9 protein-coding genes and 2 pseudogenes are annotated in these 15,795 nt (G+C 35.5%); 5 read left to right on the forward strand and 6 right to left on the reverse strand.

What is annotated here, in order from left to right:
- Positions 1-104: 104 nt before the first annotated feature.
- Complete coding sequence (locus BSU00_RS01350) at positions 105-2,546, reverse strand: zinc-dependent metalloprotease (protein WP_105002788.1); 2,442 nt, start codon at positions 2,544-2,546, stop codon at positions 105-107.
- Positions 2,547-2,932: 386 nt separating this feature from the next.
- Between BSU00_RS01350 and BSU00_RS01355 the strand changes: the two genes are divergently transcribed.
- On the forward strand, positions 2,933-4,930 hold the full coding sequence (locus tag BSU00_RS01355; RefSeq protein ID WP_105002789.1) for a thioredoxin family protein: 1,998 nt from the start codon (positions 2,933-2,935) through the stop codon (positions 4,928-4,930).
- A gap of 117 nt (positions 4,931-5,047) precedes the next feature.
- Positions 5,048-7,002: pseudogene (locus tag BSU00_RS01360) on the forward strand (YgiQ family radical SAM protein).
- 36 nt (positions 7,003-7,038) lie between these two features.
- Here BSU00_RS01360 and BSU00_RS01365 read toward each other — a convergent pair.
- The 4 genes and pseudogenes from BSU00_RS01365 to BSU00_RS01380 all read right to left on the reverse strand — a co-directional run bounded on the left by BSU00_RS01365 (position 7,039) and on the right by BSU00_RS01380 (position 11,478).
- A complete protein-coding gene (locus BSU00_RS01365) occupies positions 7,039-7,584 on the reverse strand; it encodes a sigma-70 family RNA polymerase sigma factor (protein WP_105002790.1) in 546 nt (181 codons plus the stop codon).
- A gap of 415 nt (positions 7,585-7,999) precedes the next feature.
- Positions 8,000-9,620, reverse strand: a pseudogene (locus BSU00_RS01370) (amidohydrolase).
- On the reverse strand, positions 9,617-9,985 hold the full coding sequence (locus BSU00_RS01375; protein ID WP_105002791.1) for a hypothetical protein: 369 nt from the start codon (positions 9,983-9,985) through the stop codon (positions 9,617-9,619). Before BSU00_RS01375 ends, BSU00_RS01370 begins: the two are co-directional and overlap by 4 nt.
- 53 nt (positions 9,986-10,038) lie before the next feature.
- Positions 10,039-11,478, reverse strand: a complete 1,440-nt coding sequence (locus tag BSU00_RS01380) for a M20/M25/M40 family metallo-hydrolase (protein ID WP_105002792.1) — start codon at positions 11,476-11,478, stop codon at positions 10,039-10,041.
- A gap of 220 nt (positions 11,479-11,698) precedes the next feature.
- Here BSU00_RS01380 and BSU00_RS01385 point away from each other — a divergent pair, with 220 nt between their 5' ends.
- The 3 genes from BSU00_RS01385 to BSU00_RS01395 all read left to right on the forward strand — a co-directional run bounded on the left by BSU00_RS01385 (position 11,699) and on the right by BSU00_RS01395 (position 13,843).
- Positions 11,699-12,160 (forward strand): DUF4174 domain-containing protein, encoded by a 462-nt coding sequence (locus BSU00_RS01385; RefSeq protein ID WP_105002793.1) that lies wholly within the window; start codon positions 11,699-11,701, stop codon positions 12,158-12,160.
- Between the two features lie 109 nt (positions 12,161-12,269).
- A complete protein-coding gene (locus BSU00_RS01390) occupies positions 12,270-13,127 on the forward strand; it encodes an amidohydrolase family protein (RefSeq protein WP_158254375.1) in 858 nt (285 codons plus the stop codon).
- 29 nt (positions 13,128-13,156) lie between these two features.
- Entirely contained in the window at positions 13,157-13,843 is a 687-nt protein-coding gene (locus tag BSU00_RS01395) for an amidohydrolase family protein (protein WP_255402289.1), read from the forward strand.
- A gap of 165 nt (positions 13,844-14,008) precedes the next feature.
- Here the strand turns inward: BSU00_RS01395 and BSU00_RS01400 are convergent, their stop codons facing one another.
- Complete coding sequence (locus BSU00_RS01400; protein ID WP_105002796.1) at positions 14,009-15,781, reverse strand: TonB-dependent receptor; 1,773 nt, start codon at positions 15,779-15,781, stop codon at positions 14,009-14,011.
- Positions 15,782-15,795 lie beyond the last annotated feature (14 nt).

Below are 15,795 nucleotides of genomic sequence, written 5' to 3' on the forward strand. Positions count from 1 at the left end.
TCGTTTGTTTTTGTACGTTGAAGGGGGGAGCTTTCAAAATACGCAAGGCAAGATAAAAAAATAAAAGCAACCTGATACAGGTTGCTTTTATTTTTAGTACTAGATTATTTTATTGGATTTAAGGCTTTTTCAATTCTGTTTATTATATCCTGTAGATGGTATTTGGTGATGGTGTTTGTAACATTTGGTAGATTTCTCTTTAACCTGCTTTGTAAACTTATAAGTTCTCCGCGAACTACAGGTTTAATATCCGACTGATTTATGGTAACTGCCGTTTGTTTTAAATAACCACCTTCATTTCTTGGAGCACGCTGATTTTTGGCTTCGTTTAAAAGAAAGTTTAGCTGTTCTATATATGCTCTTTGTAGATTTCTTCGATAGGGATCAATACTTTTTTTAGTATATAACTCTTTCCAAATTCCTTGACGTAAATCGTTCATCATTTCGAGAATGGTAAATGCCTCTGCACCGTATAAACTCTCTTGTTCAATGAGTCTTGTTAGACGACCAGGTTTCAAGATTCTTTCCAAAGTTCGCACTTGTAAATTTCGCAACCTTTCCACAGAACCAGAATATTGTGTTTTACTGATAATGTTCTCATCAATGAGCCATTTCGGTGTTTCGAACAATTCCGAATTGATAAAAGATAACGCTTTCTTTTGATGTGCTTTAGGAACAGGAACATATACAGCACCCTCCTGATCGGAGGTTTTGTAGTATTCATATACACCCCCTATGTTAGAACTAACATGACCCATGTAGCGATTAAACTGCCCCATAAGTTGGTTGTACATTGTTTTTAATTCTTTGTAGTCCTTACCTTCTTCCGTGGTCCATTCTTCAAGCCTTGGTAAAATTCGTTTCAAGTTAAGAATTCCATAAGCACTCGCTTTTACAGCATCATCTCCCAAGTCTTCTGTTTGTGAACTCGGATCAATTATATTCCGAACTTGTTGGTGTCCGAATCTATACATTGGGTCTCCTTCTTTTTCTTTTATCCAACGGTTTAGAATTTCTTTTTCTTCTTTTTCACTTTTATTTAGAATAGGACGATATCCCCAATTGAGTGCATATTTATCATACGGTCCAATATTTGGCATTAAAGCAACGTTTTTATCCTCAGGTTGTGCTACGTAATTAAAACGTGCATAATCCATAATAGAAGGAGCAGTACCGTATTTTTGTGTAAACGAAGCAGATCGCAATGAATCTACTGGGTAGGCAACAGAACTTCCCATATTGTGTGGTAATCCAAGGGTGTGTCCTACCTCATGTGATGAGACAAATCGTATTAACCTTCCCATAATTTCATCTTTAAACTTATTGCCTCTAGCTTCCGGATTAATAGCAGCTGTTTGGATAAAATACCAGTTGTGAAGAAGTGTCATTACATTGTGGTACCAATTGATGTCTGATTCTAATATTTCTCCAGATCTAGGGTCACTAACATGTGGTCCGTTTGCGTTTGGTATGGGAGAAGCAAGATATCTAACAACTGAATAGCGCACGTCTTCCGGACTCCACTCCGGATTTTCTTCAACAGTAGGTGGATCTTTTGCAAGTATCGCGTTTTTAAATCCAGCGGCTTCAAAACCAACCTGCCAGTCTTCAATTCCTTGCTTAATATATTTTCTCCATTTTTTGGGAGTTGCTCTATCAATGTAATATACGATAGGTTTTTTCGGTTCTACTAATTCACCACGCATGAACTTTTCCATATCTTCCTCTTTTACCTCTAACCTCCAACGATCTAAAAAAGTTACCGATTTACTTTTTTGGGCATCCAAGCCATAATCCGTTTGCGAGCTCGTAAACCAACCTACTCTTTCGTCAAAATACCTTCTTTTCATTGGCTCTTTAGGCAATAATATCATAGAATTACTCAATTCCATAGAGATAGATCCAACACTGCTATTCGATGGGGGAGCTGCCGAAACATAGGTTTTTACATGACGAATTTCTATGTTTTGAGGATAACTGCTCATACGTTCGACATACGATCTAGTTTTATCCATTTTCGATATTTTATATTGTTTTCGTCTAGCTTGCGGAAATCCAATAGCTTTTACATCTGTTTCAAAAAGAGGCGAAGCATCAATAACTGTTGTGGTAGAATCTTTCCCGTATGCTTTCACATCAAAGGCGTAAAGAATTGGTTCAAAATTAGAATTAACTACTGCCTCGTGAATAGGTAGTATTGTATCCGCAACCACATTATGAGACACTACTCTTAAAAGTATTTTATTTTGTTTTTTTTCCCAGCGTAATACCTGCGTATTCTGCTTGCCACCACCAAATCCAATGCCGTTTGCAGTTTTTGCTATACGAGTTACCATTAGCATTTCTCTGTGCAAAAGGGAATCGGGTATTTCGAAAAGATAGTTGTTGTTTTTTGCGTGTATTGTAAATAAGCCTTGGTCAGTTTTGTGTGCTGCGGTAACTATCTCGCTGTATGGCTTGATTGCATTTTTAGTAGGTTTTGCTTTTTTTGTTGTTTGAACTTCTGCTTTTTTTGACTTTTTTTTTCTTTCGCTGTGCCTCTGCACTAAAGGAAAACGCCAATATCAAACTGAAAGTTAAAATAAAGGATAGTATATTTTTTAGCATGATTTGTAGTTTCCATTAAGGGTCACTTTTTTTTGGTTTTCCTTACCCAAATTATCTTAATTAAATGTTAAAGACCTATATTTTTGATAGCGTATACGTATTATATTACGTTTTATTTTTTGCTTATGATCGATGAAAACTTTCTTCGTTTTGTAAGGTTGTTTTATCATTTTCTAACTTTGTAAATGGCAGTATGCTTAATCGCTTAATTTTAAAATTTATATAGGTTTTAACACAATAACTATGATTTATTGTTTCATATTTGATAATATTGCATCGTATTTACTTTTCTATTACAAGTAGATTTATTAACCAATACTGTATTATGAAGTTTTTAACAAACGCTCCATTTATATCTAGAGTAATTTTCTTTTTTACGCTACTTTTTATTCAATTTTCATTCCAAGGAAATGCACAAATTTATAATCCAGTAAAATGGACTACCTCAGTAGAGAAACTATCCGATACAGAATATACTCTAGTAGCTACTGCGGTAATTGAAAACGAATGGCATATATATTCTCAATTTGTAAAACCAGGAGGCCCAATTCCTACCTCTTTTTTCTTTACTCAGAACGATAATTATGTAGTAGAGGGGAAAGTAGTTGAAGAGAAAGGTAAAACGATTCAAGATGCTACTTTTGGTATGGAGGTGAAATCGTTTAGCAATAAAACTAGTTTTCGACAAAAAGTGATAGTAAAAGACGCTTCCCAACCAATTATGGCTTCTGTTGAGTTTATGGTTTGTAGAGATACACGATGTTTACCGCCAACGGAAATAGATTTAAAATTTGAGGTTGCAAATGCAAAATTAGTAGATGCCTCACTTCAAAAAAAGGATGTCCTTAAAAATAATACCGATAAGAAAGGCTTACTCAAAACTTTTTTTATTGCGTTTTTATTTGGGTTTACAGCACTTTTAACCCCGTGTGTTTTTCCTATGATACCAATGACAGTTAGTTTTTTTACGAAGCAAAGTAAAAATAAATCACAGGGGATTAGAAATGCAATTATTTTTGGTGTCGCTATTGTTTTAATTTATGTAATACTTGGTATTGCAGTAACCTTAGCCTTTGGACCAAGTGCTTTAAATGAATTATCGACCAATGTATGGTTCAATATCATTTTCTTTTTCCTTCTCCTAATTTTTGCGATTTCTTTCTTAGGAGCTTTTGAAATTACACTGCCAAGTTCTTGGGGAACCAAGGTAGATTCACAGGCAGATCGAGGAGGGCTAGTCGGAATCTTTTTTATGGCACTAGCACTAGCTATCGTTTCCTTCTCTTGTACAGGTCCTATCGTTGGAACTATTTTAGTAGAAGCAGCAGTTGGAGGCGAAACAATTGGCCCAATTGTGGGTATGTTTGGGTTTTCGCTTGCCATAGCCTTACCGTTTACTTTGTTTGCAGCATTTCCAGGTTGGATGAACTCTTTACCAAAGTCAGGAGGTTGGTTAAATACGGTTAAAGTTGTTCTTGGCTTTTTAGAATTAGCTTTTGCATTTAAGTTTTTGTCGAATGCTGATTTGGTTTTGCAACTGCATTGGCTCGAAAGAGAGGTGTTTTTAGCAATATGGATTGCAATATTTGGCGCTCTTTCGTTGTATTTATTTGGTAAAATTAGACTTCCTCATGACTCTCCTGCAAGTCATATTTCTGTTGGTAGATTAAGTTTGGGCTTACTTTCACTAACCTTTACGATATATATGCTGCCAGGTTTATGGGGAGCACCATTAAACTTAATCAGTGCTTTTCCTCCAGCACAACATTACAGTGAGTCTCCTTATGGAGTTGGATATCAAAAGTTAGGTACAGTCACACAAACTAATGCCGGTAATGCATCATCGTTAAGTTCTGAGAAATTACCAGAGGGAGCACATGTTTTACCACCACATAATATCGTTGCCTTTCACGATTACGATAAGGGATTGGCCTATGCGAAAAAAGTGAACAAACCAGTTATGCTCGATTTCACTGGACATGCGTGCGTGAATTGCAGAAAGATGGAACAAAATGTTTGGGCGAAGGATAAAGTTTTATCGATACTTAAAAATGAGGTTGTTCTTATTTCTTTGTACGTAGACGATAGAAGAGAGTTAAAGGAAGATGAAGTTGTAGAGTCTAAGTTACGTCCGGGGAAGAAGCTGCGATATATCGGTCAAAAGTGGAGTGAATTTCAAACCATAAAGTACAAAACAAACTCTCAGCCGTATTATGTATTAATGGATTTAGAGGAGAATAATTTGATAGCGCCTGTAGCGTATACACCAGACGTTGACGAATATTACCAATGGCTTCAAAATGGTATTAAAGCTTTTCAGTAAATATAGATACTTTGAAAAAAATCAACGTCACGTTTCTAGGAAAAATTGAGGTATAGAAAACGAATGTGATTAACTTATTCAAGTATTTATAGAAAACGTCGTACCTTTGCACACGGTATGAGAATTAGACGACTTTCAGATTGGTTACCTACCACAAACAAAGAGGTGAAGTTACGAGGATGGGATGAATTAGACGTTATTCTTTTCAGTGGTGATGCCTATGTAGACCATCCAGCCTTCGGTCCAGCTGTTATTGGGCGTATTTTAGAAAGCTATGGATTGCGTGTTGCCATAGTTCCGCAACCTAGCGTTCATGATAATTTACAAGATTTTGAAAAATTAGGAAGACCAAGATTATTTTTTGGAATAACTGCTGGATGTATGGATTCCATGGTAAGTAACTACACTGCAAGTAAGAAACGAAGGGATAAAGATGCATACACTCCCAATGGAGACAAAGGATTCCGGCCCGATTATGCAACTACTGTCTACACCAAAATTTTAAAAGAAAAATTTCCAGACGTTCCAGTGCTTATTGGAGGTATTGAAGCTTCTTTAAGGCGTGTTACACATTATGATTATTGGTCCAATAAATTAATGCCAACTATTCTGGAAACTTCAGGGGCTGATATGTTGGTTTATGGAATGGGGGAACAACGCTTCGCGAGGTTGTTGAACTTTTGCAAAAAGGGGTTCCTTTTTCAAGTTTAAAAACCATTAAGCAAACTGCCGTTCTATTAAACGAAGGAGAGAAAATACCTAAGAATAAGAATTGGCAGGATGTAGAGATAGCCTCTCATGCTACCTGTTTAAAAGATAAAAAGGCCTATGCAAGTAATTTTAAAGTCATAGAGCAGGAGTCTAACAAATTATATGCTCGAAGGATTTTTCAACAAACTGGGGAAAAACTGCTAATGATAAACCCGCCTTATCCAACCATGACGGAAAAGGAAATAGATGGTTCTTTTGATTTGCCGTACACTAGAATGCCCCATCCAAAATACAATAAACGTGGGCCAATTCCTGCGTATGAGATGATTAAATTCTCCGTAAATGTACATCGTGGTTGTTTTGGAGGATGTAGTTTTTGCACTATTTCAGCACATCAAGGAAAATTTATAGCAAGTAGAAGTCAAGAGTCGGTTTTAAAGGAAGTGGATGAACTTACCAAAATGGAAGACTTTAAAGGATATCTATCCGATATCGGAGGTCCATCTGCGAATATGTATCAAATGAAAGGAAAGGTACAATCGATATGCGATAAATGTGTAGCACCTTCTTGTATTTCTCCCGTAATATGTAGTAATTTAGATACCTCGCATAAACCTTTAACAGAGTTATATCAGGCGGTTGACGCCCATCCAAAAGTTAAAAAGTCTTTTATAGGAAGTGGAATTCGACATGATATGTTAGTTCCCGAATTCAATAAAAACGCCGATCCAAAAGAGTTAGATGCTTACACAGAAGAGGTAATGACCAAACATGTTTCTGGTAGATTAAAGGTTGCTCCGGAACACACATCTGATCCTGTTTTAAAATTAATGCGTAAACCATCTTTTACTTATTTTCATAAGTTTAAAGATCGCTTTGACAAGATTAACAAAAAAAAGAAATTAAATCTTCAGTTAATCCCTTATTTTATCTCGAGTCATCCTGCATGCGAGCCAGAAGATATGGCGAATTTAGCAGCCGAAACAAAAGATATGGGGTTTCAGTTAGAGCAAGTTCAAGATTTTACCCCAACACCAATGACGGTAGCAACGGTAATTTATTACAGCGGTTACCATCCGTATACCTTAAAAGAGGTCAATACTCCAAAGACAAAACAAGAAAAGTTAGAACAGCATAAGTTTTTCTTTTGGTATAAGAAAGAAAATAGAAAGTGGATAAAAGATAAATTAACGAAAGTCGGAAGAACGGATTTGCTTACCAAGTTATTACCAGAAGATGTTAGTTGGCGTAAAAACAAACCAGGAAAAACAAAAAACACTTTTGATGATGCGATAACTTTTAAGCCTCGTTCCAAAAGTCCAAGAAATAAGTCAAGGCGTTTAAAGAAAAAAAGAAGGTGAAATTAGTCTAAAATTTTTTTATAGTAATTGTTTGCTTTATTTGGTGGCACAAACCTTGCAATCTTCTCGGTCTTTGGTTTCTCCAATTAATTTTCCCTCTGCATTTAACACATAACCACAACAGTCCATGTACCCTTTTGCAATTAATTTTCTCCCTCTTTGAATTTGAGATTTAGTCGTAGATAAGGTTTGTCCTAGCTCTTTCGCAACTTCCTGTTGCTTAAGCCCCTTTATATCCGATAGAAATATAGGGTCGCGATATTTTTTCGGTAAGTTTTTAATAATTCCAGCCAAGCAATCTTTTTCAGTATGCATCGGTTCCTCTGTATCTATGTCTTCTTCTAAAAGGTTTGCCTCTACTGCATAATTGTTGCTTTTATAATAAGTAAACACGGTATTTCTAGCCACGCTAAATAACCAGGGCTTTAACTTTTTTGGATCTTTTAGGGTGTCTAGTTTGGTGTGTATTTTAATAAAAGTATCTTGAAGAATATCTTCTGTTATGGCACTGTTTTTTACTTTACTTTGAATAAAGCTTCGTAATTCTGAAGAATAATCCAACCAAATATTTTGTGTATTCATAGTTTTAAATATACAAAAAAAATACTGCGGTATTTCACAAAACCATAGCTGTTTCATCAGTCTTAGAGTAAAAATTGAGAACAACTATGGTTTTGGAAAAATTACTGGTAATAGTTTAACAAGTACAATTTGTACACGCACAATCAACACATGTACACTTGTTGCAATTTCCTGCTTTACATTCTTTACAATTGCAATTACATTCCGTTTTAGTTTTCATATTAAGAAATTTTAATGTTCATATAGTAGACTGTATAAGATCGAAAAAGATGCAAAAATTATAATATATTTTTTCCCTTTTGCTTTTGTGGGCTGCATGTGTTCACACAAAAAAATGACACACAAAACTAAAAAGTTTATGGTGTCATTTTTGGAACCATAATACCCATAGTCCCTAAAGTTCTAATAGAATTTTCTAGTACACTTTTTCTCCATTTATAAAGGTTGCGATAACTTTGGTATTTGGTATTGCATCACCAGGGATTGTCATGAGATCCTTTTCTAAAAGTATAAAATCAGCAACCTTTCCAATTTCAATACTTCCTTTTTCCTCTTCTTCGAAATTAGCGTAGGCATTCCATATGGTCATTCCCTTTAATGTATTTTCTCTAGAAAGTGCATTGCCAGTCTGGAATCCTTCTTCTGGATATCCTTGTAAATCTTTTCGAATGGCAGCAGCGTAAAAAGTATGTAATGGACTTACTTTTTCGACAGGAAAATCTGTCCCTAAAGCTACTTTTCCATACTGTTGTAGTAACTTTTTGTACGCGTAAGCTCCCTTCATTCGTTCTGCACCAACCCGATCTTCAGCAATACATATCCGATGTTGCATGGGTTGGTTGAATAGATGGTAATACATTTTTAAACATACTAAAGTCCTTTTGATCTACAATTTGCGCATGCTCAATACGCCATCTTCTGTCCGTGGAGTTCTTCAATACATTTTCATAGGTTTTTAACATCACATAATTTGCCGAGTCTCCAATTGCGTGCGTATTCATTTGGTATGGAGAGGCTGCGATTCTAGTTGCTAATTTCTGCAGGTTATCGTAAGAGTTTACCAAAGCTCCAAAATGTCCTTTTTTATCCGAGTAAGGATCTTTTAAAGTGGCTCCTCTAGATCCTAAAGCCCCATCGGCATATACCTTTACCGAGCGAACATGTAACCTATCGGTTTTTACGATGCCTTTGTTGAGGTAATAGTTAAGATTCTTTTCTTTATTGGATATCATTGCGTAAATACGCATTTTTAATTGATTTTCTCTCTGTAAACTATCGATTAACTCTATTACTTCTTTGTCAAGACCAGCATCGTCTACCGTAGTTAATCCAAGAGAAAAACAAATTTTTTGTGCATCCATTAAGGCCTGTATTTGTTCTGATTTGGATGGTTCTGGAATTTTTATAAAATCCATAGCATTATCAATTAAAACACCGGTCAACTTTCCGTTTTTTTGAATGAAATCACCACCTTCAACTTTCGATGCTACTGTTATTCCTGCTAAGTCCATTGCTGCTTGATTAACTAGCATAGCGTGTCCGTCAACTCGAGTAATGGCTACCGGTGTTTTTGGAAAAGCTTTATCTAGTTTTTCTTTGGTAGGGAACTCTTTTACTTCCCAATCATTTTGATCCCAACCCCGTCCGGTGATGTAGGATGTGTTTTTACTTTTTTGAAATGCAACTAATTTTTCAAGTACATCGTTATAACTTGTTGTTCCTCTTAAATTTACTTTTTGCTGCTGTAATCCCAAACCGTAGAAGTGGCAATGACCATCGATAAAACCTGGATAAATAGCATGTTTTTTTGCATCCACTATATTATTTGCATCGTATTTATTTAGGATGTCCTTTGAACCTCCAATATCTAAAAATTTGCCATCGCTAATAGCAAAACTTTCCGCTTTTTCAAAACTTTCGTTTACCGTATATACATTTGCATTAGTAACGATTAAATCTACTTGCTGCTTTGAGGAACAGCTTAGTAATACACTTACTAATAATGCTGCTAATACGTTATTTTTTAATGGTTTCATATAATTGATTTTTTGTATATGTAATATGGCCATGCAATGAAAATAAATTGCACTATTATTCTGATATTTGCTGCTATTTTCGACCCAATAACAGGGGTGTCTTTTAAGGCATCCCAAATATGAATTGGTAGAAAAATTAACATTAATAGCACACAGCCAATTGCAGCATTTTTTTGGTGTCTTTTTATAAGTAGACCAAGGCCCAAAATAATTTCCAAAATACCACTCCCATAATTAACCATGTTTTCAGGGAAAATACTCGGTATAAAAGGACTGTATAGCTCAGGTTTGTAGAAGTGATTGATGCCTCCTAAAATCAGAAATGCTGCAAAAATATATTTTGCAATGTTTGGTGCGTGTTTCATTTTTTTGGTATCGTTAATAGCAGAGAAAGCTAGAAAGTTATGCCATCTCGTACTTATAATTTAATAGATTCCGTTGTGTATAGATATTTGTCCATAAGGTATACGATACTTGCCATAGAAGCACTACCTAGCTCTAATTCTCTTTTGTTTACTTTGTCAAAAGTATCAATTACGGTATGATGGTAGTCAAAGTAACGTTGCGAATCTGGTTTGTATCCAACTAAGGTAACATGGTCTTCTTTTAAAGGACTTATATCAGCGCCACCGCTTCCTTCATAAATGTCGTGAAGACCATATGGTGCAAGTAATTTTTTCCAACTTTGTAAAAGTTTCACGTTTTTTTCATTAGCGTCAATAGAGAATCCTCTTGGCGTATGCCCACCAGAATCCGATTCTAAAGCACTGATGTGAATTTCACCATTTTCTTTTGCTAATCGCTCGTACTCTTTTGCACCGCGTAAACCATTTTCCTCGTTCATAAAGAATACAATACGAATTGTGTTTTTAGGTTTGATGTTATTTTTCTTAAATAAATATGCCACCTCCAATGATTGCACCACGCCAGTACCGTCGTCATGCGCACCATCGCCGAGGTCCCAAGAGTCTAAATGTCCGCCAACTACCATTATTTTATCTGGGTTTTCACTACCTTTTATTTCTCCAACTACATTAAAAGATGGTGCATCAGGAAGGGTTTTGCAGTTTTGTTTAAAGTAAAATTCTAGATTTGGTTGTTTCTTTAGATGTTTGCTTAAATTTTCTGCAGCTCTTGAACTTATAGCTGCAGCTGGTATATATTGTTCTTTCGGCAAGTCACCATATCCCATTGATCCTGTGTGTGGGTAATCGTTTATTCCATTAGTCATCGATCTTACAATAACCCCAACAGCCCCATATTTCCCAACTGTTGCAGCGCCAGAAAATCGCTGTCCGACACAACCTCCATAAGCTTCTCCGGTGTTTATTAAGGTATTGTCGAAGGCCCCATTGTAAAAAACAATTTTACCTTTGGCCTTTGTACCAAGTGCTTCTGCTTCTTCTAAACTTTTCACCTCAATTACTTCTGCGCTAATTCCATCTCTTGGTGTTGCAACGGAGAATCCTAGTGCACAAATTGGAACTTGAATTTGGTTTCCATTAAAAGAGTAGTTGGCAACTTCTTTTGCACCACGAACCCAATGTGGGACCATAACCGGTTGCAACCAAACCGAATCTAAACCAACTTCTTGCATTATTTTTTCTCCCCAAATAACAGCTTGTTCTGCTTCTTTTGAGCCGGAAAGGCGTCCTCCGATGTTGGTGGTTAAATCTCGGAGCCATTCGTAAGACTTCCCTTCGGTTAAGGCAGTATTAAAAAGACCTTTAATGTTAGTAGAATCTAATTTTTCTTCTTTTAAAGATAAATTGAATGCTTTTTTTTGGGTTTTATTTTCTTTTGAGCAGGACAGTAATGTTAGCACGCTTAGTAGCAGCGTTACATATATTTTATTCATTAGTTTGAGGTTTTGTTTGCTGTAAAGCTACAAAATTCATTCAAAAATTACTATTTTGTTGTTTTATTTATAATAAATCTTTTGTTTTGTTGAGAATAAAACAATTGTTTTGTTTTTAATCTTGACAGAATTTCTTGCTATGGAACTAATTTTTTAAATCATTTGATTTTATCCCTGTTTTAATAGTACATTGTAAACGCAAATTATAATTAGAGTTCTTATGTATTTTTACTTGGGTAGCAGCCTCCTTGTCTGGAGACATACTTTTTGTCTTTTCCTATTGATAAGTGGTAATTCGCTAGCACAAAATATCAGTGCAAAAAAATGGAAGAATCGAATATTAATCGTGGAGACTTCTTCATTACAAAATGATAAATATATTGCACAATTAGAGGAATTTAATGGGCTAGCAAATGCATTTCAAGAGAGAAAACTGATTCTTTATTTAATGCATGATAATACATATACCTTGTTTACTTTTAACGAGGATGTAAATTCGGAGCAATGGAGGGAGATAACCAATACAAAGGGCTTTATAGTAAGTCCAGAAACCTCCTTTAAAATAAGTCTTATAGGTTTAGATGGCGGCATCAAACGAACGCAAAACAAGATCTTAACCAAAGAGGAGTTGTTTTTAGAAATAGATAGTATGCCCATGCGAATGCGGGAAAGACGATTTTAAATTTGTTGGAGTTATGCGTAAAATTTTAAAATTCCTTCTTAGTCTAACTATCGTGGTATTCGTCCTGGTTTATTTTGTGCAAAAGGATTTTACAAAACCGGGTCCGGTTTTGTATACGAATGCAAATATCATTACCTTAAATGAAAAACAACCTTATGCCCAATCTATGTATGTAGTAGATGGTAAGATTCAAGACATTGGAGTAGTAAGTGCGTCTCGATCGAACCTTGCAAAAGAGACAACTATTGTCGATTTAAAAGGGAAGACTGTCTTACCTGGATTTATTGATCCGCACACACATTTTTCTATCAGTATGTTTTTGGCTGAAATGCACGACCTATCCGGATTCCGATTCGATTCTAACGAACAAATATGGCATGCGTTTAAAAATATTGTTGCCAATACAAAACCCGGAGATTGGATTATTTGTAAAGGGCTAGATCCGGTTTTAGTTTCTGATTTAGAGATTCCCTCAATAGAATATTTGGATGCAATAGCTCCAAATAATCCGACGTTATTTTTTAGTCAAAGTTTACATAATTATTGGGCAAATTCTAAAGCTTTTGCTCTGGTTGGGATTAGTGATAGTACACCAAATCCGTCTACACATAGTTACTATGGAAGAGATACAGCAGGAAAACTTGATGGCAGCATTGTAGAACAAGAGGCAGTAAAGCCTTTTTTTGACATCTTAAAAGAAGAGGTGTTAACAACAAACCGTTTAAGTGATGCGGCTACTTTGGTAATGGAAGAATATGCCAAAAATGGTAATACAACCATAGTATCAACAGGAATTACGATTCAAGATGCAAAACCACTTTTACTTTTTGAGCATCTTTCTAGAGAACATGTATCTTTTTTTGGCGGGGTATTAGAAAAATTAGGATTTCTTCCAAAGCGAAAACCATATCCAAGACATTTTATCTACATGCGACACGATATGGAACATTTGTTGCCAAAAATTTAACTGCCAATGATTTTTACAATGTTATTGGACTGAAGCATTGGTATGATGGTTCACCCTACATCGGATCTATGTATCTAAAGCAGCCTTATCAGGATTCAAAATTAACCAACGCTGTTTTACACATACCAAAAAAACATAGAGGAGAGGCTTTATTAGAGGCCGATGTGTTAAAAGATTTTATTAGAAAACACCATAAAAACGGTTGGCAGATAGCGATACATACCCAAGGAGATGCTGCTATTAGCGAGGTCGTTAGTGTTTTTGAAGAGCTGAACAATGAATTGGATTTTAGTACTTCTAGACACCGCTTGGAACATTGTTTACTTTTACCCAAAAAAGATTTATTGCGAATGCAAAAACTGCAGCTTACCCCTAGTTTTCACATTAATCATTTGTATTATTATGGAGATGCATTAAAAACTGAAATATTAGGTGAGGAGCGCGTTGAAAAAATGTTACCGGTGCAATCTGCTTTGTCGATGGGGATTAAAATGTCACTTCACGCCGACCAACCAATGTTTCAAAGTAAACCATTCCGGTTAATCCAAACTGCTGTAGAACGAAAAACGATAACCGGTGATACGATTGCAAAACATGAACAAATATCTGTGATGAATGGTTTAAAAGCGATGACAATTGATGCCGCGTGGCAAATTCATATGGAAGATAAAATAGGTTCCCTTGAAATAGGAAAATATGCCGATTTCATTGTGTAAATAAAAATCCGCTAGAGATACCGGTCGCTGAGCTACACGCCATAAAATGTTTACAAACCTATGTAAATGGTGCTATAGTAAAGTAATGTTTTTGTTGTAATAATTTACTCTTAAATTAGCACTCCAAGGATTTCAGTTTTTTTCTTATACTACTCTGCTATTGGTTTAAAAAAGGCTGTCGAATTTCCAAGTAACCCCACCAAACACTTGAAATCCTTGTACGTTAAAATTAGTAAAACGTTGGTATTCTTGGTTTAACATATTCTTTAGGTTTAGATACACTGAAAAATCGTCTGAAAAGTTATATCCTCCGTGCATGTTTACATCGATATAACTGTCTAAATCTACAGCAGTAAATGGTGATGGAGCATTGGTTGCATAAGCAACTCCTTTTCTTTTTCCGACGAAAAATACGTTCGCACCAGCATACCATTTTTTCATTTTATACTCTCCAAATAATTCTCCTTTCATTGTAGGAGCGTTCCAAGGGTGTTGTAGGTTGTTTAAGGTATAGCTATGATAGGTAAACGTTGCACCTAAAGTAGAATTTTTAAAACCTTCATAGCTTATCTCTCCAAAAATAGTGGTACGTTTTATATCGTCATAAATAACTCGAAATGAATTTCCAAACTCAAAACCATTCAAAATAAATCCATTATCACCAGTTGCTTTGCTTCCGTCTGTTTTGGAGTAATTAAGGGTGTAAAATGGATTGTCTTCAATGCTGGAGAAACTTCCTTTGAAGTGGTAGCTAAACTGTTTGTGGAGCATTCCTTGAACACCGCCAAAAAATTGATACATTTCATTGGTTTGGGTGATGTTAAGTGTTGGTGAAACAAATGGATTTTCATCCGTAAACTCTTTAAAGTTATTCGTTGTTAGGTCTCCTCCCGCACCAATGTATATCTTGGCGAAGTCTTTTATTATGGGATAGGATATTTCTACATCTGGATACAGTAGAAAATTATTGATGTCATTTTCTAAGTCTATGGAGAAATACGCTTTACCACCTAATTTTACGTATAAATCGGATGCTATAAAAGCATAACTAGGTTGCACTCCTAAGGTAAAAAAGGAATATGGGAATTTCTTTTGATCTTCGTAGGAGGTAGCAAAACTTCCACCTAAAAAGTTAATAGAAGAGGAAACTGAAAGTGCATTTAAATCGTTGTGAATTAGATCTAATGGAAGGCTGAAATCTGCGTCCAAATCGAAATTGAATTCACTACTACCTAAACCATCTGTTAAAAAATACGCCGATGTGTTCGCGGTAGAAATATAGGAATCGTCAAAGTCTATGGCACCGTATACCTTGTAAAAACCGTAAGTTATACCTTCTTCAATAGCCTCAATTACATTATCATTAAATGTGATTTGTGATGGTAAACCATACCAATTGTATCCATCCCTTTCTAAATTTATCCCTGCTTCCCAAGTAAAATAGCGTTCCGTTTTTTTATGGCTCATATCGATATCCATATTGTAGTATGTGCTATTTAGTTCGGTATTGGCTACCGGATCCATGGATAAATTAAAATTCGCATAAATTCCCAATTCACTATCACGACTTGTACTCTGTCTAAAGTACCCTTGAAGTGCGGGTGCAATGTTGTTACCAAAACCCAAGGAAAGAAAATTATCGTACAAACGTTCTCGTTCTCCTAGGTCTATTTTTTTTAGCGTACCGCTTTTTGGGACAAAAGTAGAGGCCACCGGAATGGATCTAATGGTGTAGGATAATTTTTTCTTTTCGGTTTCTTTGTTTGAGGAAACCATAGGTTTTTGCTTAATTTTAAATGCATCAGTAATTTTAGGGACATAAGATGTAACCACGTTTATTACTTCTGTTTTGATGGTATCGTTAGCTCGTTTTGTTTTTTCTTGTGCTTTGACATCAACGGCCAATAACAGCACAAATAACCACACATAATTTTTCATTAATTTCAAAGTGT

Source organism: Tenacibaculum sp. SG-28, assembly GCF_002954385.1.
Taxonomy (GTDB): domain Bacteria; phylum Bacteroidota; class Bacteroidia; order Flavobacteriales; family Flavobacteriaceae; genus Polaribacter.

What these genes read in the sequence shown, in the direction of transcription:
- BSU00_RS01355 (WP_105002789.1), top strand. Translation starts at nt 2,933, where the DNA reads ATGAAGTTTTTAACAAACGCTCCATTTATATCTAGAGTAATTTTCTTT.
- BSU00_RS01365 (WP_105002790.1), bottom strand. Translation starts at nt 7,584, where the DNA reads ATGAATACACAAAATATTTGGTTGGATTATTCTTCAGAATTACGAAGC.
- BSU00_RS01375 (WP_105002791.1), bottom strand. Translation starts at nt 9,985, where the DNA reads ATGAAACACGCACCAAACATTGCAAAATATATTTTTGCAGCATTTCTG.
- BSU00_RS01380 (WP_105002792.1), bottom strand. Translation starts at nt 11,478, where the DNA reads ATGAATAAAATATATGTAACGCTGCTACTAAGCGTGCTAACATTACTG.
- BSU00_RS01385 (WP_105002793.1), top strand. Translation starts at nt 11,699, where the DNA reads ATGTATTTTTACTTGGGTAGCAGCCTCCTTGTCTGGAGACATACTTTT.
- BSU00_RS01400 (WP_105002796.1), bottom strand. Translation starts at nt 15,781, where the DNA reads ATGAAAAATTATGTGTGGTTATTTGTGCTGTTATTGGCCGTTGATGTC.